Source organism: Actinomadura sp. NPDC048021, from assembly GCF_040653135.1.
GTDB lineage: Bacteria > Actinomycetota > Actinomycetes > Streptosporangiales > Streptosporangiaceae > Spirillospora > Spirillospora verrucosospora.
Genome location: NZ_JBEZJQ010000004.1, coordinates 42,054 through 64,204 on the forward strand (window position 1 = coordinate 42,054; position 22,151 = coordinate 64,204).

At 69.5% G+C, this 22,151-nt stretch carries 14 protein-coding genes and 1 CRISPR repeat array; of the genes, 1 reads left to right on the forward strand and 13 read right to left on the reverse strand.

Annotated elements, in window-relative coordinates:
* Nucleotide 1: 1 nt before the first annotated feature.
* From fxlM to AB0C87_RS08350, 4 genes are read right to left on the reverse strand one after another with little or no spacing between them, the layout of a single operon-like run.
* Nucleotides 2-2,107: a methyltransferase, FxLD system gene (fxlM, locus tag AB0C87_RS08335; RefSeq protein WP_360576919.1), complete on the reverse strand. Its 2,106-nt coding sequence runs from the start codon at nt 2,105-2,107 to the stop codon at nt 2-4.
* A gap of 29 nt (nt 2,108-2,136) precedes the next feature.
* On the reverse strand, nt 2,137-3,408 hold the full coding sequence (locus AB0C87_RS08340) for a lanthionine synthetase C family protein (RefSeq protein ID WP_360577138.1): 1,272 nt from the start codon (nt 3,406-3,408) through the stop codon (nt 2,137-2,139).
* Nucleotides 3,409-3,415: 7 nt separating this feature from the next.
* Nucleotides 3,416-6,562, reverse strand: coding sequence for a lantibiotic dehydratase (locus AB0C87_RS08345; protein WP_360576920.1), 3,147 nt, complete (start codon nt 6,560-6,562; stop codon nt 3,416-3,418).
* A gap of 58 nt (nt 6,563-6,620) precedes the next feature.
* Nucleotides 6,621-6,770, reverse strand: a complete 150-nt coding sequence (locus AB0C87_RS08350) for an FxLD family lanthipeptide (protein ID WP_360576921.1) — start codon at nt 6,768-6,770, stop codon at nt 6,621-6,623.
* Nucleotides 6,771-6,973: 203 nt separating this feature from the next.
* On the opposite strand from AB0C87_RS08350, the gene AB0C87_RS08355 reads away from it, so the two are divergent.
* Complete coding sequence (locus AB0C87_RS08355) at nt 6,974-7,762, forward strand: DUF6879 family protein (RefSeq protein WP_360576922.1); 789 nt, start codon at nt 6,974-6,976, stop codon at nt 7,760-7,762.
* Here AB0C87_RS08355 and AB0C87_RS08360 read toward each other — a convergent pair.
* The 9 genes from AB0C87_RS08360 to cas3 form a co-directional block, all read right to left on the reverse strand.
* Nucleotides 7,747-8,634: a helix-turn-helix transcriptional regulator gene (locus AB0C87_RS08360; RefSeq protein WP_360576923.1), complete on the reverse strand. Its 888-nt coding sequence runs from the start codon at nt 8,632-8,634 to the stop codon at nt 7,747-7,749. The genes AB0C87_RS08355 and AB0C87_RS08360 overlap by 16 nt on opposite strands.
* Nucleotides 8,635-8,862: 228 nt before the next feature.
* A CRISPR array of direct repeats spans nt 8,863-12,865; the repeat unit is 29 nt; unit sequence GGGACCACCCCCGCGTGCGCGGGGAGCAC.
* A gap of 80 nt (nt 12,866-12,945) precedes the next feature.
* Complete coding sequence (gene cas2e, locus AB0C87_RS08365) at nt 12,946-13,296, reverse strand: type I-E CRISPR-associated endoribonuclease Cas2e (protein ID WP_360576924.1); 351 nt, start codon at nt 13,294-13,296, stop codon at nt 12,946-12,948.
* Nucleotides 13,293-14,246: a type I-E CRISPR-associated endonuclease Cas1e gene (gene cas1e / locus AB0C87_RS08370; protein WP_360576925.1), complete on the reverse strand. Its 954-nt coding sequence runs from the start codon at nt 14,244-14,246 to the stop codon at nt 13,293-13,295. The genes cas2e and cas1e overlap by 4 nt, the downstream gene beginning before the upstream one ends.
* 3 nt (nt 14,247-14,249) lie before the next feature.
* Nucleotides 14,250-14,939 carry a type I-E CRISPR-associated protein Cas6/Cse3/CasE gene (gene cas6e, locus AB0C87_RS08375; RefSeq protein WP_360576926.1) on the reverse strand — a complete coding sequence of 230 codons (690 nt, stop codon included), beginning with the start codon at nt 14,937-14,939 and terminating at the stop codon, nt 14,250-14,252.
* Complete coding sequence (gene cas5e / locus AB0C87_RS08380; RefSeq protein WP_360576927.1) at nt 14,939-15,658, reverse strand: type I-E CRISPR-associated protein Cas5/CasD; 720 nt, start codon at nt 15,656-15,658, stop codon at nt 14,939-14,941. Before cas5e ends, cas6e begins: the two co-directional genes overlap by 1 nt.
* Nucleotides 15,655-16,851, reverse strand: a complete 1,197-nt coding sequence (gene cas7e, locus AB0C87_RS08385) for a type I-E CRISPR-associated protein Cas7/Cse4/CasC (RefSeq protein ID WP_360576928.1) — start codon at nt 16,849-16,851, stop codon at nt 15,655-15,657. The genes cas5e and cas7e overlap by 4 nt, the downstream gene beginning before the upstream one ends.
* Nucleotides 16,848-17,534: a type I-E CRISPR-associated protein Cse2/CasB gene (gene casB, locus AB0C87_RS08390; protein WP_360576929.1), complete on the reverse strand. Its 687-nt coding sequence runs from the start codon at nt 17,532-17,534 to the stop codon at nt 16,848-16,850. The genes cas7e and casB overlap by 4 nt, the downstream gene beginning before the upstream one ends.
* Nucleotides 17,531-19,225 (reverse strand): type I-E CRISPR-associated protein Cse1/CasA, encoded by a 1,695-nt coding sequence (gene casA / locus AB0C87_RS08395; RefSeq protein WP_360576930.1) that lies wholly within the window; start codon nt 19,223-19,225, stop codon nt 17,531-17,533. Before casA ends, casB begins: the two co-directional genes overlap by 4 nt.
* Before the next feature lie 10 nt (nt 19,226-19,235).
* Nucleotides 19,236-22,118: a CRISPR-associated helicase Cas3' gene (gene cas3, locus AB0C87_RS08400; RefSeq protein WP_360576931.1), complete on the reverse strand. Its 2,883-nt coding sequence runs from the start codon at nt 22,116-22,118 to the stop codon at nt 19,236-19,238.
* Between the last annotated feature and the right edge of the window lie 33 nt (nt 22,119-22,151).

A 22,151-nucleotide genomic window follows, 5' to 3' on the forward strand; every position in this document is an offset into this window, starting at 1 on the left:
CTCATCGCCACTCGATGAAAATCCGGTTGAGGGCGTTGGAGAAGGTGAAACTGCCGGGGCGCTGGGCGGGAGGCGGGCTGTCGAGCGGCTGGATCTCGAAGGTGACCTCGCGTCCGCGGTACTCGTGGTCCCAGGTGCGGACTGCCTCGGCTACCTGCTCGGCAAGGGTGTCTCTGCCGGGGCCGTGGCCGATGACGCCGAACTCGTACAGGCTGGCGCCGTCCGGGGCGGCGTGGGTGGCCTTGCGGCGGGTCAGGTAGGTGAGTGTCGCCTGGTCGAAGCAGGCTGTGGAGCTGGGGTAGGGGGCGGTGAGCAGGCCGCTTTCGATGGCTTGGGGCTTGGCGGGCATGCGGTTCAGACCGTTGGGCATCGTGCAGGCCAGCCACAGCTCCAGCCACTCGGCCGACTCCTGGCCACCAAACGTGACGCCGGTCCAGACCTGTGAGGCGGGCTGGTGCAGGACGTCGCCCAGCGCTTCGGCATCGACTTCCTGGCCGCCGTTGGTTACGAGGGTGACCGTGTCGTCGGAGGTCATGGGAACCAGGCGCCGCGGATCGTCGGCGATGCCTTGGCGAAGCGGCATGAAGGTGTTCATCTCGCTGCTGACGCTGCGCCAGGCGCCGTCCTGCTGTTCGAAGGCGATGGAACGAGCGACGGTGCCCCGCAGCCGCAGCGGTGTGAGGAGCCTTCCGCCCGGGGCGAGCTGGTCGAGCCAGGCGTGGGGGACTGCGTGTGCGCCGACCGTGGCGATGATGCGGTCGTAGGGCGCGTTGTTGGCGTGGCCGAGAGCGCCGTCGCCGAGGATGACGGTGACGTTGTCGATGCCGGCGGCGGACAGTGAGGTGCGGGCGCCGTCGACGATGTCGTCATCCACATCGATGGTGGTGACGTGGCCGGTCGGGCCGGCCAGGTAGGCGAGCAGACCGGCGTTGTAGCCCGTCCCGGCCCCCAGCTCCAGGATCTTGTGGCCCGGTTCGACCTGGAGCTGTTCCAGCATCATCGCGACGATGCCGGGCTGGGAGGCGCAGCTGATCGACGCGCCGCCGGCGTCGAGCTTGATGTCTACCGTGGCGTTCGCGTACGCCTTTTCCAGGGGAGCTTGCGGCACGAACAAGTGGCGGGGGACTGTGCGCATCGCCTCTTCGACGCGGCCGGTGCGGATGCACCCGTGCTCCATCAGCTGGTCGACCAGGGCGTGGCGCAAGGGCTCGGCGGAGGCGGCCTCGATCGTGTCGTTGCTCACGCGGGCCACCGTAGTGTTCAGCGGACCTGTGCCAGAGGCGGACACGGGACGCCGTCCGGTTGTTCCCATGACTTCTTCTTTCGCTAGTACGGCCAAGGTGGCCTGCTCCTCGCGGGACAGGCCCATGCGGTTCCAATGGAAGATCACGTGGTGCGCGAGGACGGCTCGCAGACCGCGTTCCAGCCGGCCCAGGTGGTTGAGATCGGCCAACCGTCGACCGAGGTGCTCGAAGGCGGCGACCCAGTCGGCCAGCGGCGCAAGCCTGCCCGTGGTCGTCAGAGTGCTGGACGAGCCCGCCTCGACGGTCATGAGCCGGTGCACGGCATGCGAGAGCCTCCGGGAGCCGGGCTGGTCATGCGGTGTGGGGCGTTGGTCGGCGACCTTGGCCCAGACGTCGCCCTGCTCAAACCAGTCCAGGCCCGCGGCCCGCATCGCCCCGCTCGGGAGCAGCACGGCGAGCTCGCGCCGCCCGAGCTGTGGCGGATTCCTGCAGGGGAGACCGGACTGGGCCAGATGCTGAAGGACGAGGCGGCTGTCGTGGTGGAAGAGCACGTGGGCGGCATCCATGCCCGCAGCGCCTCCGAAAGCAGTGGTCTCCGGCTCGTAGATGCCGGGCGTCCAGCCTTCGATCAAGCCGTTGGAGAGCATCATGTCCAGCACCCGGTCCAGTCTCCGCAGGCCATGGTCAGCGGTCGGGTGATGCCGTAGCCGCCAGGTCGGGTACTTGCGCACGAACGACCACCCGTGCGGCTCCCCGCTCTGCGAGGTTTCGAGCGCGGGCAGCAGATGCTCCAGCACGAGGCGCTCGGCGCTGCGCCAGTCGGCGAATGTGATGACGTGCTGCGGCCACTGCTGGGCTGTCATCCAGCCGGTCTCCCTTCAGGCGTACGAGGTCAGGTGATCAGGAAGCAGGAGTCCCAGCCGGAAAGGGTGCCTCCGTTGACCTGGGCGAGCAGAGCAAGCGCCACGCCGGTCGCGCCTTCTAGAAGTCCGGCGCCGCGGGCCATCAGGGTGTCCGGCGCGGTGGATTCGATCGGTGCTAGAAGGCGGGGTAAGCACTCGCGCAGGCCTGGCGTGATCGCATCTGCAGCGGCGAGTTGGACGATGTGCGCCAGGCCGGCGAAGCCGTGGCACAGTGACAGGTCGGTGGTCGCGGCGAGCGGAATCCGGGCCGTCATGGCGTGTAGCAGCGCCTCTTCGGCCATGCGCTGGCGTTCGGTGTCGCCGGTGGCCAGAGCGGCGAGTTGCTGGGCGCGCGCTGAACCTGCGACGCCGTAGCACCAGGAGGGACGCGCGGGACCAGGGCTGGGACGGCCGGACTCCAGCTCGCTGAGGGTGATCCAGTACGGCCAGCGCGGGCCGTACTGTCCCTCGATCCGCCACAGGTCGAGCCAGGCGCAGATCCGTTCGATCGCCTCCCGTTGCTCGGTGACGGTGATGTGGCGTAGTGAGGCCAAGGCCAGGAGAGCCAGCGGACCGGCGATGCCGTGAGCGACGCCGTTGTTGGCGTGCCCGCTCGGGTACTGCGAGGACCGGTTGCCCGATGGGGCCAGATCGCTCCACCAGCCGGGAAGGAGGTCCCCATGGCGCCGCACGGGTTCGCTGAGCCGGACCAGGTAGGCCAGGATGGCCCGGACTAGGTCGGCGTGAGCATCGCCATGGTGGACGGTGCGCCGCAGCAGCAGAGCCCCCATGCCGGTCAGCCCGCGGATGGCGTCGAACTCGGCCAGCGCGGGCAGCTCGCCGCGATCCATCCGGGCGTGGGCCTCGTTCAGTCGAGAGCGGGTGAGAGCGGCGATGTGCCGATCAAGGGTCTCCAGGGCGCGGGCATAACGTCCAGGCCGGTCAGCCGCAGCGTCGAAGGCGAAGGCGAGAGCCGGTGCCCCGTAGTACAGGTGGCTGCCCGCCCCGGTTACGGCTGGTTCGGCAGCGGCGCAGGCGAGCCAGTCGTGAGCACGCTGCCAGGAGCCCTCGCCCAAACGGGCGCGCTCGATGTGGAGCAACGCGATCCCGGCCGCGCCGTAGGCCAGAGACTGAGGCCACCAGCTGTGGGCCGGGACGGTAGCGCGCACGGCTTGCGGCGAGGCCAGGTGGTCAGCGATTCGGGCGGCGAGCGCTGCACCAGCCTGCGCGCCGGCTGGCGTGCCTGCCGTTTGGACGACCATGTTCACCTCACCGTCCTGCTGCTGACGACCGCTGTGCCGTCCACGCCAGCGCGGCGGCGCGGGCCAGCCGCACGCAGGTGAGTTCGTCGTTCTTGTTCGGCCCGGCGGCCCGGATGTGATGGGCGTGGAGCAGCGAATCCAGGACGAGGTCAGGGCTCAAGTCTTCGGCGCTGTGTAGCCGGTCCCGGTAGCGGGCCAGCGCTCGGTCGCGTTCGGACCAGGCGGCCAGGACGGTGTCGCCGCCGGGGACCGCGCGCAGCGCGGCCCAGCCGTCCTTCGGGTCGGCCATGCGAACCGCCTCGCGGAGTACTGGCCGTTCCAGGGGGCGGGCGGCATCGACCTTCCCGTGCCGGATCAGCCAGTCCATGCCACGCTGCGGGCTGCCGCTGAACCCGGCCGCGAGGGAGACAAGGTTCGCTGCGGTCAGCGCCTGTGGGGACGACCTGGCCATCTGCGCGAACTGCACGGCGAGTGCACGAGAGTCGGCGGCGAAGACGTCCTCGGCCGCCTCCAACACCATTCCACGTCCCCAGCGGCCGGTCTCGGGGTAGGAGGTGGCGAACTGCACCTCGTTGAGAAGCCCTTCGCGTCGCAGAAGCGCGGCCCACGCGGAGACACGGTTGGCAGTAGGTCCGAAATCGGCCGGGTCGTCGAGCTCGATCCGCAGCCGAAGGTGGGGGAGCGGGTCGCGATAGCGCAGGAACCACCACTTGGGCGGAGTCGCCCACCGAGCGAGCAGGTCCGGCAGGTAGCGGCCGAGGATCTCAGGATGCCGTTCGGTACTGCTGTAGAGCTTGACCAGCAGCATCCGGGACGCCCCCGGCAGCTGCCCATGATCCCGACGTTGCGGTCGAGGGGCCGGGACTTGCGTTCCCCTTGCTGATCCGCCCGCTACGACCGCTGTCATTGGCGCGACGATCTCGTGGGCGTGGCCGTCGAACCAGCCGTTCCCGGTCGCCGCTTCGCTCAACAGGGCAACGCCGGTTGAGTCAACGTGTGCGCGCAGCACCGCCAGGTGCGCGGGTTGGGATAGGTCCAGAGGTAGGGCCTGGTCCCCATCGGTGAGGGTGAGGGCGTCCGGTACGCGACGGCGGTCCCGCCAACGACACATGCCGTCCCACCACTGGGGCCACGGCGCATGGCGGTCGGGTAGGTCCGAACGGTGCAAGCGCCAGCGAGCCGGCGACAGGACCGTGCGGCCGATCCGAATCCGGGGCACGAACGGCATCTGCCCAGCCGGACCCCAGGAGAAGTTGGACACGACCGCAGCCTGGGACCTGGCGATCTCGGCGAGGAAGCGCGCCAGCGGGGGAGTGTGCGCCCGCAGATCGAGCGCGTGCAGCGCCACCGGCTCCAGGCGCTGCCGGCGTGACAGCGAAAGCAGGAAGAGGCGGCGCCGGTCGCAGCCGACCACCAGGTCGTCCACCCCGATCACCTCGGGCCCCGCAGAACGGTGCTCAGCGAGGCTGATCGTGGCGGCGAGGAACTCCGGCGCCCGCGCCACATGAGCGTCGCCCGAGTTGAGCGGCGGAAAGGACAGCTGAACCGCCATCGCCCGTGGTTCGCTGACCGGCAGCCGATCGAATACCGCAGCGGTCTTGGCCCGGTCGCCAGGGCTCAGCAAGCCGATGAATCGGCCGGTTGTCGTGCCGATGCCACGAGACGGTCCCACGACCGTGAGCTGAAAGTGTCCGCGAGCCAGCGCCTCCCGGGATGCCGCCTGAAGGTGGAATCGGAGCTCGAGATGCGGCGGCATCAGGATTTGGGTTCTGGTGCCGATCTCCAGCTCATCGATCAGGTCCTCATCCAGCACGATCTCCTGGCAGTCGTCCAGGGCCGCCGCCTGCGCCAAGGCATGCAGCCGCAACTGCCTGGCGGTCACCGGCTCGCGTGCTTCAGGCTCGCCATCCAGGTAACCGGCGGGGAACCCCAAACCGACATCGGGATCCACCAGGTCCCGCAGCGGCACGAGCGAACCGATCCCGTACCGCTCGAAGAAACGGTTGTGATAGCTCCGCCAGCCAAGCGAACCTGACGGGAACTCGCTCAGGCGCGCCAACACCGACGTGGCCGTTTCGGCCTCCCGGGCCACCTGGAACGGCAAGCTCAGTGAGCAATCGACCCGCATGTCCACCACGGGGGCTGAGTCCGTGTTCGTTCCCAGGCGCGCCATGCACTCCGCGAGGGCGGGGCGGGCCTTCCGTCGATCCGCAGAGGTCGTGTGCCGGTTGTACTCGGCAAGGCCTACATGGATCTCGCGCAGCTGATCCAAGAGGTCCGCGACCCGCCGCAGTTCGCCTGCCCCGGCCTTCTCCACCTGCTCCACGACATGCCCCAAGGGATCCATCGTGGTGGAGGGAGCGTGCAGGCTGCTGATGAGAGCGCCCTGATCCAGCAGGCTGGTGATCAGCTTCTCGATCTCAGACTGCGGTGTCGCCGGGAACGCGGCGGCGACCGCGGCCGCCACTTCGTTAAACGGAACCGGAGCACGGGCCACCTGCATCGCGATCCGCACGGGTGTGGTGCACCGCAGTGATACTTCCGCCGGGGAGCGTTGACCTGCTCGCCGCCCGGGCGGGTAAGAGATGACCAGGCGACCGCCCCGCACGAATGCCATGGGATTAGCGATCTGCGGTAGCCGCCGCAATAGCTCCGGGATGCCTTCCAGTTGGGCGATGACCTCGCTGATCCAGCTTGCGCCGGCCCGCGCGACGACCTGATGGTCCTCACCCCACTCGACCACTGGTCGGGAACCGAAGTCGGCCGGTGCGATTCCGGCGAAAAGCCCGAAAGGCGTCGCTCTGCCCGTCATTCGGAGCACGTATCGCACGACCGACAGCACCGTGCGCCGCGCCTTCCGGGTGTCCGTGGTCGAGGTCGAGCACACCACCGCAATCTGCCGAGCCAGTGCCGGGCTGGCCTGTTCTATGGCTTCGGCGATCTCGTCCAGTTCCCAGATCGCCAGGAGCCACGCACGCCAACCGGCGACGTGTTCCGGTGAGTCGCTGGTGAGATCCGGCCATTCCGGCAATCCCGATGCCGAGTGAGGAGTGGCACGGACCATCGCCGTCTCAGCACACCGGTACAGGCGCTTTCCGCCGCTTGATGCCATCATCTCGCCTTCGGGGGAGCGTTCTGCCGGACCCCGGCCCATGCCCCGAACAACCTTTCGGAGCATGGGCGGGAGCCCGAAGGTCAACGTCAGAACGCGGTCAGACGACGTTGGTCGCGCACGGGCTGGAGCACGTACTGCCACACCCGTCGTCGGTCAGGACGATGAGGTCGGCTGATGCGTCGCCGGACTCCAGGCCACTGATGTCCAGGTCGAACTCGTCGCTTTCCATGGACTCTCGGATGGTCATCGTCTCTCCACACCCTTCCGGAGCCCACCGGCTCCTCACTATCGGCATTGCGGCCACGGCAAGGAGAATCGCCGACAGTTCTCGCAGGCGCCAGAAAGTTCACACACATTCACACCGGTGCGCGGCCCGGGTTGACCGTCGACCGGGTGGGGTTCAAAGTCGGGGATACCAGGTGAAGCGAACGTTAACTGGGAGCCATTTTCATGGACAAACCGACCGAAAAGCCCAACACCCCGCCGTCCAGCGACGTCGACTTCGTCGGGATCGACGACGACTCGCCTGCCAACAAATGCCCGGCAGTCCTCGTGGTCCCCGGCACCGGTGACGTCCTTCAGGTCGGACGCCGGGTCACCGACCCCGCCACCCTCGCTCGGCTAGGCCGGCACACATCGATCGCTGACGACGAGGTCGCGATCTGGACACCAGCGAACCTCAAACGGGGCCTCCTCGAAGCCCTCACCGGCGAATACGAGCCGGGCAGGGACGGCCCAGGGGAACCGGCCTTCGAGGACCTATTGGCCGGAACCGAACGATCCGTCGTCCACCTCGAAGCCCGCGATACATACGATCAGACGGACCCGGCCTTCATGAAATGGCTAGAGGACGGCGACACCACTTACCAATGGGACGCCTGGATCGACCTGGTCGGGGGCGCTGTAGCCCGCGGTGTCCGATTCCGTCGACTGCGGATCGTGTCCGAGCCCGTGAGCGATTACATCCGCTGGGAACATGCCATCAGCTACGGCAACCTCAAAGCCGGGGAGGAGCTGCGATGGCTGCCCCGCCACCTGGCCTACGACCTGCCGCATCCTGTCGCCGACTTCTTCATGTACGACCAGCGCCTCATCGCCTACAACTTCACCGCAGGCGACGGCACCGACACCGGCCGGATGGAGTACGTAGCCGACCCGCGCAAGGTCCTGCCCATCGTCGGCATGTTCGAGATGCTGTGGGAACGCGGCATCCCGCACGATGACTACACCCCCTCCTGATCGCCCAGCCGGTCGAGCGCGGCGCGGACCCGCTCCGTTGCCGCCTCACCTGTCTCTGCCAGCGCCCACAGCCGCTTCCACGTGGCCACGTAAAGCGCGACTTCGGCCGGCTGCGTCACCGACAGGTAGCCCGACACCAGCTCCACTGTCACAAGGTGGCCGTCGGTGATGTCGAACGCCTCCTCCGGGTGAACACCTTGCCGGAAGGTGCCGGCCGGGATGATTCCCAGGAACACGTTCGGCCGCCGCCGCACCTCTAGGAGGTGCCGTAGCTGATCGCGGTGCACGTCGGCTGGGTACGGCCGGTACCACAGCACTGGCTCCTCCAGCAGGAAGTACCAGCGGGCATCCGGTCGGCTGAGGAGACTCTGCCGATCCATCCGTTCGGCCACCGCCAGCTCGACCTCACCGTCCGGATCCGGCGTCTGCACCGCTTGCTCAACGATCACTCCGGTCAGCGCCGCCCGAGTGTAAGCCGGCGTCTGCAGCATGCCGGGAAACACCTTCGGCTGATACGACCGGGCCAGCACCAGCTCCTCGTACTGCTGCCGGATCGATCTCTGCGCCGCCGGTAGGCCACCACGATTCAGCTGCTCGTACGGGATCCACATCCCCGCGACCGCCGCCTGCTCGGCAAGCAGTTCCTCGGTCCGGCGCTCGGACGCTCCACAGATCGAGCACCACAACCGCACATGCTCCGCCGAGATCGTCCGGCGGCCCCTCTCGATCATGGATACCTGGGACGCGGACTTCCATCCCGCCGAGACTGCGAAGGCCCGGCCCGAGATACGCCTGGTCCGGCGGAGCTCCCGGAGCTTGCTTCCCAGGCGCTCGCGCGCCGCTTGAGCTGACGATGATGGTGAGGGCGGCATAGTGGCCCATGATGCCTCGGCCTCACCCGGTGAGCGCGACACCGTTCACCAGCATCCACACCCACAGAAAGCCGACCGTGCCCGCTTGTGGATCCTCGCCACCGGGCCGCGAGGAAAGACCCGGCAACCGGCGCTTTACTCGTGGCTCGTCGGGCTGCCGGTTACATACCAGTCGGCGCGGGCGGCTGGCGGCGCACAGAACGATCCCGTTTACGGCAAGCCAGGTGCCGGGACCGCCCCGCGAGCGCGGGGAGCACTGCACGCGCCCCGCCGAGCGCGCATCTGACCGGGACCGCCCCCGCGTGCGCAGGGAGCACGTGGAGAACGTACAGTCCCAGCCGCCGCCGGCGCGACCATCCCCGCGTGCGCGGGGAGCACTCCGTCAAGACCGCTTCCGGTTTGCGGGTGGCGGGACCACCCCTGCGTGCGCGGGGAGCACTCGGCCACGCGCGGGATGCTCACACCGACGGCGGGATCACCCCCGCGTGCGCGGGGAGCACCCCCTCGTCCTTGGACACGGAGGGGGATCGAGGGACCACCCCCGCATGCGCGGGGAGCACCCCAGGTTGGACGGGTCGAGGTCCCGGTCGCGGGGACCACCCTCGCGTGCGCGGGGAGCACCGCCGTCCCTTGCGCCAGAACCCGATCGTTGAGGGACCACCCCCGCGTGCGCGGGGAGCACAGCCCGTACGACACCAGCAGAACCACCGCAGCGGGACCACCCCCGCGTGCGCAGGGAGCACCCCGGCATGCCCCAGGCTCGGGTGAGCCAGTTGGGACCACCCCCGCGTGCGCGGGGAGCACGGCGCGGTCATCTACCGGACCGTGACCGAGCGGGGACCACCCCGGCGTGCGCGGGGAGCACCACGGCAAGACCATGAAGGGCGCGGCCGGCCCGGGACCACCCCCGCGTGCGCGGGGAGCACGAGCAGCGTCATGCACGACGCCTACACCGCGGCGGGACCACCCCCGCGTGCGCGGGGAGCACCCCGGCGTGCTGGCCTGGCGCGGCCAGTACAAGGGACCACCCCCGCGTGCGCGGGGAGCACGCCGAGAAGCTGATCGGCTACGTCGACCCCGCGGGACCACCCCCGCGTGCGCGGGGAGCACGGTCAGATCCGAGCTGAACCCCCGTGACGTGGGGGACCACCCCCGCGTGCGCGGGGAGCACAACCCGCCCAGGACCCGGGCGCGTCCCTCCCGGGGACCACCCCCGCGTGCGCGGGGAGCACTGCCCGGCCACTTCTTTTCGAAGGCGAGGACGGGGACCACCCCCGCGTGCGCGGGGAGCACTGCGGAGGTCACAGACAGTCCCTCGCGTACGAGGGACCACCCCCGCGTGCGCGGGGAGCACTCCCGCTGGCGGGCCGCGGCGCGCTCGACGATGGGACCACCCCCGCGTGCGCGGGCAGCACCGGGTGGCCGACAGCCAGCGCAGGTCCCGGTCGGGACCACCCCCGCGTGCGCGGGGAGCACAAGCACCGCCCGCGCGGCCTGCTTCTCGTCCAGGGACCACCCCCGCGTGCGCGGGGAGCACAGGACGGTGAGGTTCTTGATGAACGCGCCCTTGGGACCACCCCCGCGTGCGCGGGGAGCACGCCCCGCTCAGGCCGGGGACGCCGGGTCCCTCGGGACCACCCCCCGCGTGCGCGGGGAGCACGTGATGGAGCCGTCCGGGCGGCGGACCGCGACGGGACCACCCCCGCGTGCGCGGGGAGCACCACTCACCGGGTCTACCGGGTCACCCGGGTTGGGGACCACCCCCGCGTGCGCGGGGAGCACGGGCCGCCCTCGGGCGTGGCCACGAGCGCGGTGGGACCACCCCCGCGTGCGCGGGGAGCACGAACCGATGCCCTCTCCTCAGGTTCCGGCCAGGGGACCACCCCCGCGTGCGCGGGGAGCACGAACCGATGCCCTCTCCTCAGGTTCCGGCCAGGGGACCACCCCCGCGTGCGCGGGGAGCGCAAGCCGGAACAGCGCGAGGGCATCGAGTACGAGGGACCACCCCCGCGTGCGCGGGGAGCACGGGCCCCGCACCCACAGCCCTTTCGCGAGGTCGGGACCACCCCCGCGTGCGCGGGGAGCACAACAGGCGGGCGCCCCAGATGCCGATGACGGTGGGACCACCCCCGCGTGCGCGGGGAGCACCGAACAACACCGCAACCGGTGACTGACCCTTTGGGACCACCCCCGCGTGCGCGGGGAGCACAGATGCGCAATCAGGCCCAGGTAGAGCGATCTGGGACCACCCCCGCGTGCGCGGGGAGCACTCCAAGCGGACAGAGAAGGTCGTCAACAACTGGGGACCACCCCCGCGTGCGCGGGGAGCACCTGATGTAGGCGGCGACCTGCACGAACCGGATGGGACCACCCCCGCGTGCGCGGGGAGCACTCGTTTGTGGCGGGCACGCTGACCACGCCTGCCGGACCACCCCCGCGTGCGCGGGGAGCACGGGTAGATGTCCGACAGCGGTTCGAGCTTGCGGGGACCACCCCCGCGTGCGCGGGGAGCACCCCATGGCGATCGTGGGCGAGGGCAGACCCCAGGGACCACCCCCGCGTGCGCGGGGAGCACGGGCGGTTCTACAAGACGATCCTGAAGGAGCTGGGACCACCCCCGCGTGCGCGGGGAGCACGCATTTGCGAAGAGGTCTGCTCCTGAGGGACAGGGACCACCCCCGCGTGCGCGGGGAGCACCTCTAACGCGTTAGGGCTAATACGGAAGTGACGGGACCACCCCCGCGTGCGCGGGGAGCACTCCTTGGACAGGAATTCAGTCATGGGATGGATGGGACCACCCCCGCGTGCGCGGGGAGCACATCCCCCGCGCCAGCGCACCAGCCGGCGGGACGGGACCACCCCCGCGTGCGCGGGGAGCACTACAGGACGGGCGTCCCGACCGGGTTGGTGGTGGGACCACCCCCGCGTGCGCGGGGAGCACTACAGGACGGGCGTCCCGACCGGGTTGGTGGTGGGACCACCCCCGCCTGCGCGGGGAGCACCGAGGGGCTGCCGTTCTGGTCGGTGTCAGCTGGGGACCACCCCCGCGTGCGCGGGGAGCACTCCGGCGGGGACTCGGCTCCGGAGAGGAGGGGGGACCACCCCCCGCGTGCGCGGGGAGCACTTTCGCGTCGGGCGGGCCGTCCACCTTGCAGCGGGACCACCCCCGCGTGCGCGGGGAGCACGGATGGTGCGGATTGTCGAGCGGGGGGCGCGGGGGACCACCCCCGCGTGCGCGGGGAGCACCGCGGCCGCCATGGTCGTGCACGCGATCGGCTGGGACCACCCCCGCGTGCGCGGGGAGCACGGGGGACTCACCCGCGGCATCGAGGTCGCCGGGGGACCACCCCCGCGTGCGCGGGGAGCACTCCACGACGTTCGGCCGGATGATGGCCGAGCAGGGACCACCCCCGCGTGCGCGGGGAGCACGTGCGAGACGCCGGCTGTGAAGGCGACCCAGCGGGACCACCCCCGCGTGCGCGGGGAGCACATCGCGAAGGCCGACGAGGTCGAGCCGACCGAGGGACCACCCCCGCGTGCGCGGGGAGCACGACCCGACCGTCTCCGACCGCAGATTCGACGGGGGACCACCCCCGCGTGCGCGGGGAGCACTCTGGTTCGAGGCGGCCGCCCGTGCTGCGCAGGGGACCACCCCCGCGTGCGCGGGGAGCACGTTCCAGTGGGTCACGTCGCCGCCTTGAGGGAGGGACCACCCCCGCGTGCGCGGGGAGCACCAGTACGTGGGGTCCGGGGCGCCCGCCGACCGGGGACCACCCCCGCGTGCGCGGGGAGCACCCGGGTCTCCAAGGGGTGTCTTCCACTGCTGAGGGACCACCCCCGCGTGCGCGGGGAGCACCTTTGCTCGCGTCCGTCACATCAGTAACGGAGGGGACCACCCCCGCGTGCGCGGGGAGCACCAGGGCCCCATCGGGGATTTTCGTTCCCGGGTTGATTCCGCGGGACCACCCCCGCGTGCGCGGGGAGCACTTGAACTCGATCGTCTCCAGTTCCGGAATCCGGGGACCACCCCCGCGTGCGCGGGGAGCACAAACCCCGTCGTCGGAGGGGGGACAACCTGAAGGGACCACCCCCGCGTGCGCGGGGAGCACACGGACAGGGCACAGGGACTCGTGATCACAGCGGGACCACCCCCGCGTGCGCGGGGAGCACCTGTTCGTGGACGAGGTTTGGTACACGTCCAAGGGACCACCCCCGCGTGCGCGGGGAGCACTCTCGGCGACCTGCGGGTTTATTGGCTGATCATGGTGTTTGGAAGCACTTCTTTCAATTCCGGCATTTCGGGCACCGGGGTTAACGTTTGCCGTAGCGGCGACGTTTGGAGGCTTTGCTCCAGCCAGCGGGCGGGGGCTTGGCGGAGACCGCCGGTTGGCTGTTGGGGCGGCGTATGAGGGTAATGCCGTCGTGGTCGATCGGGTGCCATTTGTGGTCGTGGGTTTCGAAGGTGAAGCCCTGCTCGTTGTTGGTGGTGTAGGCGAGGAGGGCGCGGCCGGTGTCGGCGTACTTGTGGACCTCGTCCCAGAGGGCTTGCCTGATGCGGGCTGAGGGGCCGCCGATGAAGACGCCGGGGGAGATCTCCATAAGCCAGCGGGTAAGGAATCCGCGCAGGCCGGCGGGGCAGTTGGTGAGGACGATGACGGTCACCAGTACACGTCTTCGCCGTAGTTGCGTCCGGATTCGACGTTCATGCCGTGGTCGCTTTGCAGGGTGACGTGGTCGGTGTCGTCGCCGGTGGGGTCATCGGTGGCCTTGTCGGGTAGCAGGAGGCGTTTGATGTCCTGGACGCAGCGGCGGAGCAGGCCGAGCTGGTTGACGCGGTCGCGGATGGCGCGGCGGGTGCGGGAGCCGATGTCGTCGGGGCTGTCGGCTGCGACCTCGAAGGCGACGGGAATGGCGATCTCCGTCTTGTAGAGATCGGCGATGTCCAGGACGAAGGCGAGTTCGTGTCCGGAGTGGACGAAGCCGAGGCCCGGTGAGCAGCCGAGGGCGGCGACGGTGGTCTGGGCGATGCCGTACATGCATTGGGCGGCGGCGGTGACGGCCTGGTTGGCGGCGTCGCCGGAGTCGTAGTCGCCGGGGACGTAGTGGCGCCCGTTCCAGGCCAGGCCGACGCGGGCTGCTTCGTAGCGGTAGCGCTCTTTGACGCGGCGTCCTTCGCGGCCGAGGAGTTCGTGCCGGGTGAGTCCGGAAGGGTCTTCGCCGGGGAAGCGCATCCGGTACATGGCGCGGGCGACGTCCAGGCGGGTGCGGCGGTTGGCCCAGGCAGTGGCCTGGGCTTCGACGAGGGCGGACGAGCGGGTGAGGGAGCGTCCCCCAGAGTAGAAGCGGACGCCTTGTTCGCCGACCCAGACGACCCCGGCGCCGCTGTCGCCCAGGACGCTCATGGCCTGGTGGGTGACGCGGGTGCCGGGCCCGAGCAGGAGGGTGCCGATGGTGGCGGAGGGAATGTGGGTGGTGCCGTCGGCGTCTTCGGCGGTGATGGCGTTGTCTTCGCGGTGGATGATGCAGCGTTCGAGGTAGATGAACGAGAGCCGGTCGCTCATCCGGGTGAGTTCGTAGGGGGAGGAAGCGCCACGTTTGCCAACGGTCGACATCGGTCAGGCCGTTGCCAGCGTCATCAGCCCGCACCCGTACGCCTTGGCTTTACCGAGGCCACGGGTGAGGATGCGGCGGAAGGCGTCCGGGTCGGTGACTTCCAGGCGGCCGTCGTAGGTGACGGTGACCAGGGTGACCGGCTTACCTGCGCCCCTCTTGGTGAAGGCGAGCTGGCGGCGATTGTGGACGATCAGTTCGTGCGCGGCAAGCGGGTCCTCGTCGTCGCGAGCTGAGGCTTTGCGGACGATCCTGAACCCGCTGCTCTCCTGACGTTGCAAGAGCCAGCCCAGTTGATGGCGGGGGCCGATGTGCGCGGTGGCTTTGGTCGGTACTCCGTCCTTGTTGCGGACGGAGTGGACGGGGTTCGCGGTCAGCCGGAACGCCCACCTGTCGCCGGCGGCCAGACGGTCGAGGAACGGCCCGTAGTCGTAGGTCTCCCAGCGGGCGGTGGTCGGCCAACCGGCCTGTTCGACCAGATGCGTCAGGTCGGGCTTGTACGGGCTGACGATGCACAAGTGGGTGCGGGACCGGCTGTCGCGGTCGAGCCGCCACAGTACGCGCGGTGCGTCGGGGGACGGGTCGGGGAGTTCGGCGAACGACGCCATCACGGCCGCGTGCAGGACCTGCGGGGAGGACAGGATTTTGCGGGCGCCGATCCGTTCGGTGTTGATACCGAAGCGCGTCAGGTACATCACTTGCCTCGCAGGACGGCGGTCGGGTCGTGGTCGGTCGGTGCGCCGGCGCCCGCGCGGCGGGCGATGAGGTTGGGCACTCTCACGTGGTCGCGGACGATGCCACGCAGGGCGTAGCGACGGTGGATCGGGTCAAAACTGAGGGGCTGGTCGCGCAGAGTGTCGGTCGGGCCGTCGCCGCGGCCGGCCTCCACGATGGTCTCCAGCCGCACCATCTGCTCGCGGGTTCGCCGCTGGTGCCATGCGGCGGCACGCCAGGGCTCGTCCACCAGGCGCTGTTCGATGCCTTGGTCGTGATGGACGTCCAACTCGACCGGGCGGGACGGCGGGCAGGAGCGGCGCCCGAGATAGGGCAGGAAGACCGGGTCGCGCAGCGCGGAGTGCAACCGCTCGATCAGGACGCCATCCCCTTCGACGAAGGCGAGGAACACCGCGTCGGCGAGGTAGAACCGCTCCGACACCGGCATGGACTTGCCGGACTTGAAGTGCTGGGCGGTCTGGTAGTCCCGCACGGGGACACCGCGCTGGTCGACGCGGACACCGAACCGCAGCGCCGCCAGGTCGCTGAGGTCGTCGGTGCGTCGGAGGCCGAGCGCGGCGGCCAGCAGGCCGATGACGCCGCTCTTGGTCGGTGCCTGTTCGGTGGTGCGGCGGGCGAACCTCGCAGAGGCCCCCCACGACTGCAAGGGGCCGGCAAGTTGCATGGCCAGGACGCTCACTGCGCGGCTTCCTGGCGGCGGGCGACCTCCTCGCCGACCTCGCTGACCAGCTCCGGCAGCGAGACCTGGGCGCCCAGTTCCGACAGCGGCTCGGTGTTGTCGCCGACGCGCAGTACCCAGGTGCGGGCGTCCTCGGCGACTCCATAAGCCCGCTCGATCTGTGGAACATAGCCGGCCAGCCGCGCTGCGGCCTGCTGCAGGTATCCGCTGCCCGCGCCTGGCTTGCAGGGCTCTTCGAACGCGCCCACGAAGCTGATCGGACGGGCCGACCGGATCTTCACCACGACAGCGTCCGGGAGGGTGTGGTTGCCGAAGGTGTTGACCTTCCCAGTGGGCATCGAGGTGATGAAGCCCTGCACGAACGCCTCCACGGCACGGCGGACGGGCTCGGTGACCGGTTCGTCGTCGCGCAGGCCCTTGCCGAGATTGCCGCGGAGCTGGTCGACGTCGAGAGCGGCGTAGCGGTAAAGGGTGGCGGAGTTGAACTCCACGGTCCCGATCATGCCCGCGCCGAGGTCGTCGTCCTCGCGTTCCTTGTGGTCGTCGACCGCGGTGTAGTAGTCCGACTCGTTCTCGACCTGGTGGACGCTGAGGGCGTGCGCGACCTGCGCGGCGGCGTCGACGTTGATGTCGGCGCCGTCGGCGACCATGCGCCCGAACAGGGCGATGTCGACCGAGTGGCGGGCGTTGGCGATCTGCTTGGCGCGCGCCTTGTTCTCCTTGTCCTTGAAGAAGGTCGTGATGTCGTCGCGTCCCTCGACGGCGAGTTCAGCGAGCCCGTCGAGTTGGCGGGCGCTGAGGAACATCAGGTACTTGGCCTCCGGCGCTGCGGCCGACGCGTCGTCGTCCTTTGCGCCGGCGCGGCGCTTGGGCACTTCGATCTTGGAGCCGGTCGCGTTCTGCACGGTCTCGGCAGCGAGGTTCCAGGCGGTCGGCTCGTCGATGGAGGCGTCCAGCTTGCAGATGCGGTCGGAGAGCAGTTCGGCGACGCGCTTGGTGCGCACGCCCAGCTCGCTGGGGTGGAGGAGGTCGTGGAAGCTCTTGCGGGTGGCGCGTTTCCACGCCTGGCTGGACACCCGTGCACGCCGAACCCCGCCGTAGACCGCGGTCTTGGGCGTGCCGGTGTCGTCCCGGTTGAGGTTGCTCGGCGGGACGCTCTGCAACACGTGCAGGTCGATGATGGTACGAGTCATGTGACGTCCTTGTCGGTCGTGGCCTCGTCCTGCGGTGTCCGCCCGGACTGGCCCGCGTGTGCCGGCTGAGCTTGGTCGCCGTTGCCGCGGGGCGGACGGTAGTTGTGGAAGCTGCGGCCCCACTGCTGGCGGACCCTTTCCAGACCCTCCGGAGTGTGGGCCTGGTAGAGCTGCCGAGCCAGCAGCGCATAGTCCAGCGGGATCGACTCCCGGCGCAGCAGCGAGACGATCTCTCGGAGCCGGTAGGCGAGCGTCTCCAGGCTGCCTGCCGTACCCACGCGGACGAACCGCCGCCGAATCGCCTCATCGATCTCGCCCCGCGGCATCAGCCGACGCACGGCCGCGCCGAGTTCGACACCGGAGCCGTGCATCCTTTGGTTGGGGCGCGACTGCTGGTGCAACGCGAACAGCGTCACGGCCAGAAAGGCCGCGGCCTCGGCTCGGGTCGCCTGCACCTCGCTGAGCGACTGCTCCTGATAGAGCCGCTCGGCTCCTGCCAGCCCCCACAGCTCCGGAACGTCCTGCGGGAGCTTGCCCGCTCCGCGCCGGAGTTGCGCGAGACGGCCCACGGCCCCGCTGGTATCGCGCAGGTAGCCCTCCTGCAACTCGGAGACGAACTCTCCGACGACCTGGTGCACCAGGTCGGATACCTGGAGACGCCCGTCCGGAAGGGTGGCCGTCATCTGCTTGCCTCCAAGGATTCGGTAGGGGCCCACCCCGTCAGCTCGTCGGACTCGCCTTCAGGTGTGGTAGCCGTCCCGGGCAGTTCTTTACGGAGCCGGTAGCGGAAGGTCGCGTCGGCGCGGGGTGCGCACAGCCACAGCTCCTGGCCCTTGCCGGTCTGGATGACACGGCCCTCCCACGCGCCCTCGCCTGCGTCGGCCACCTCCTGGGCTCCAAGACGGGCCAGGAGTTTCCTTGCCTCGTCCTGCCAGAGCGCCCGCTGCTCCTGGGGTGTCTTCTCCGGGTCCAGCGCGGCGAGCCATTCGCGGAAGGGGCCATCCAGCAGGCCGTAGCCGTGATGCGTGGCACGGGCGCGGGCCGGCTCGGGATCGGCGCCGATCGCGCGGGCGAGGTCCGCAGCCAGATCGCCGAGCACACCGACTCCCTTGTCGGCATCGGCGACGGCATCAAGGGCCGCCTGGCCAAGCCGGGTGTCGCGCTCGTGCAGCAACACCACCGGCATCGCGACCGAGTCGTCCACCATCTCGTCGATCACCGACTGCTGCGTGCCGTACTCGGCCGCCACCAGCCGCGCCCGGACGAGGAAGTCCGGCTCGAAGTCGCCCTCGACCGTGAGGCGGGCGACCCAGTCCAGTATCCGCGGCCGCACGATCGCGGCAGCTTCGTTGCGCTGATCGGCGCCGGGCGCTCGTCCCGCGACCAGCGCTCCCAGCCCCCGCCACGCACTCCTGCTCGAATCGTGCTCGCGCGGCAGGTACACCTGCGCCACGCCCAGCTTCTTCTCCTGCACGGGGCTGCGCCGCCAGCCGGTCATCGGCTCGCGCTGATGCAGATTCCGAGGGCTCAGCGGGTCGCCATACGCCAGTACCACCCCGTGGACACCGTCCCGGTCGTACGCCAGCCGGACCCGCCTGGACTGCCAGGTGTACAGGTCCCGCACCCCCGCCGGGCGCCTGCTCAACTCCAACGCGCCGGTCTCTGCGGGGCCGGCCTGCTCGCGCCGCCACGCGGGACGGTCCTCAATGGGATCGATCCGCAGATTGTCGGTGTCAAAGGCGACCAGGTTGAGCAGCAGCGTCTCGCGCAGGTTCGCGCCCTCGACGAAGACACCGCCCAGATTCCCGCCCCAGCCGACACCGAGCGGATACACCTTGCCCTTCTTAGCCCTGGTGTCGCCCACCGCGCCGGTCTTGATACCGGACGTGTCGTAGGCGTGCGCGTGCACGACCCACCTGGCGGCTTCGGCGAACGACAGCCGCTCCGCCCCTCGGGCACGCATGGTGAAGAACTGGCTCCCGTTAGGGACATCGGCCACCAGCCGACCCAGCGCGAAGACCTCGTCCTTTGCGGTACGAAGCCCGGCCGTCTGGAAGAACGGCGCCTGGGGATGCAACAGGTCAAACCGATCCCGATGCCGGTCGAGGTAGGCGGCGATCCCGTCCGGCCCGTCGACCGGGAGCCCTTCCTCCCACAACCGCTGCCACGCGTCGAGATCGGCAGGCCCGTCGATCGCGTCGTGCAGCACCGCGAGCAGGAGACGCAGCAGCGCGAACTCCTGGGTGGGGACGTCACCGACGAGCCGCCGCACAGAGTCGGCCTGGGCGAACAGATCCAGCAGCGACATCTCGCCGTCGGTGCCGTCATCGCGCAGCACCAACAGCCATGGCTCGCAGGTCAGGTCGAAGGACATCGCCGGAACATCACTGGACACGGGTCACCTCAAGGCCATCGGCTTCGGTGTAGCGCAGATCGAAGCCTGCCAACCGGGTCTGACAGTTCTGGTCAAGCATCAAGATCAGTTCTCCGGCCAGCCAGTGGCTCTCTTTTGACTGCCATGCGGGAACGCACTCGGCCTCCAACTCCTCGATCACGCGGTCGAGGATCTCCGGAATCGAGAACTGGAACGGCAGCCGCAGCCCGCACGCCGCCACGGTCCGCGCCACCTCCCAGGGCGGAGGCGCCTCCGTCGGCACCTCCCGGCCGCCTTGCCCGTCTCCCAACCAGGGCAATGTCCGGACGGTTCCGTCGGCCAACCGCTGCACGACCAGCACTTCCAGCGACTCGCGGCTGTCGCGCACTTGGGCACGGCCCGCCCTGGTGTCGTCGGCGTCGCCCACACCCGCATCGACCCACCCGATCAACGCACGGCCCGGCTTCCCCACATCGTTGATCTGGAAATCCTGAGCCTTGGCGCTTTGCGTCTCCTGATGCAGCAGATGCGCCTCGTACGCTCGCTCCATCGCGTCCTGCCAGGCAGGCGGCCCCGCCGGGCCTGTCCCGTACGCGCTCTGAACCAGCCGGCTGATGTCCTCTGGCAGGCGGACCACATTCTCCGTCGCGGCCGTGCTCGCCAAGTACGGCTCCAGCACCGCGGCAGACCGCAGCAACGCGTGCAACCGATAGACACGCTGCGACCCCTTGACCGGCTCGGCAGGCACCGCGTCCCAATCCGTGCCCGTGACCAGACACCGGGGCACGCGCACACCCGCCGGTCGCTCACCGCGTACGTGCCGATGCAGCCGACCCATCCGCTGCAACAGCAGGTCGATCGGGCACAGATCCGTGACCAGGAGATCGAAATCGATATCCAGCGACTGCTCAGCGACCTGGCTGGCCACCACGATGTGCTTCACCGGCCGCCCCGCGCCGTCCTCCGGCGGTCCGAACCGCCTCAACAGGTCGGCGTCCTTCCGTGCCCGGTCCAAGTCCACGAAACGGGCGTGGGCCACGGTGACCTCGTCCACCCCGAACCGGCTCCGCAGGAACTGCGCGGTCTCCAGCACCCGCCCCACCGTGTTGCGGACGACCAACGCGCACCCGCCGTCAGTGAGGTCGTGTTCCAACCGGTCGGCCAGCTCGGAGAGATCGTCGCCCAGACGCTCCATATGCACATCGGTACGTCGCCCCGACGGCGCCACCGTCTCGACCAACGGCTCAGCCCCGCGTTCGACCGCCGTCAGCAGCGGATAGCCCTGGGCTGACCGCACGCCCGACATATCGTGGCCGCTCTGCCCGGCGTACGCCTCGGCCAGCTCGCAACGCCGCCCCGATGGCAACGTCGCCGACAGCACCACCACAGGAACCCCGTAAGCGCCCAGCCAAGACAGCACCCTGTCCAGATAGGAGTTCATGTAGGTGTCGTACGCGTGGGCCTCGTCGATGATCACGACCTTGCCCGCCAGCGCCAGATGCCGCAGCGCCAGATGCCTGCTCTTCAACCCCATGAACAACAACTGGTCGACCGTTCCAACCACGAACGACGACAGCATCGCCTTCTTGCGGCCATGCAGCCACTGATGGGCCACCAGCTCAGCCGACTGCGCGAGATGATCGTCCCGCGCCCGCCACTCGTCGTCCTCGCCATCGAGCTCGACCCCGACGACCCGCCGTCCCGCCCGCACGATCTCACCGAAGTCGTCGTTAAGCGCCGCCTTCGAGTGCGCCAGCATCACCGACCGCGGCCCCGCCCCCTCCGCGTCCGGGACTCGCCGCAGCCACCGCAATAACCGAGGAAACATCGCATTGCCCGTGGCCATCGTCGGCAACGCCACGAACACCCCGCCCGCTCCAGAACGCGCCGCGAACACCTCGGCGACAGCCAGCGCCGCCTCTGTCTTCCCCTCACCCATCGGGGCCTCGATCACCATCAGCCCCGGCCTGGACATCCGCCGCGCCACCTCCACACTCCGCGCCTGGACAGGACGAACGCTGGCCCCTACCGGCAAAGTGAAGCGCGAGGAGAAGAACTCGTCCGCGGCCATGACCGGCTCTACCGGCCGCCACGGCGCCGGAAGGGCAAGCCCCTCCCACGCCGCCTTGACGCGCTTCTCGTCGCTCGGAGACCCGCTGTCGAAAAAGTACGGAAAGAGGTCCGAATTACTGGCGATCCAATCAGCGACAATGACCAACCCGGTCAACACCACCTGCGCCGACTGCGAGAGCTTCACCTGCCGCCACTCGGACAGCCGGTCATCAACACCGCACATCTCCGCGCAAGCGTCCAAGATCTCCTTCTGAACGCTCCGCCAAACTGACTCACAGCCCGGCGTCCACAAGAGATCAGGGTGCACGTTCAATTCGTGTATACCGCTGAACGTCGGCGGCACCCCATGGTGCCCACCGGCAATGATCGTGAACGGCAGCGTCGCCGATCGAGACCAGCCATGCCCAATCAACCACTCCTGCAGGAGTGCCTGACCAGCCAGGCCATGCGGCGCGACCCGTCGATCGTTCAGCCGCTTGAGCGTGGGCATGTCCAGCCCCGCCCTGCGCATCCGGTCAGCCAGTGACTCTACCTGGCAAGCGAATGCCGGCGTCGCCTTACCAATGTCATGAGTGGTCGCCAACCACACCGCTAGCCGACGAGCATCTTCAACACCGCCAGGAAGCTGATCGGCCACTATCATGCGGCACTGACGAGGCACCCACAGATCCCACAACAAACCCGCGACGGCACCGCTATCGGCGAGATGGCGCCACAAGGGCAGCTGGCCGTCCGTTCTGCGATCATGCTTAGCCCAAACCGACCTGGCTGCCTCTGACAGCCGCCCGCGAAGCCATGCGCCGCCCGTCTCCCCGAACATAGGACTGATCTAACACACGCAGGCTGCATGGTC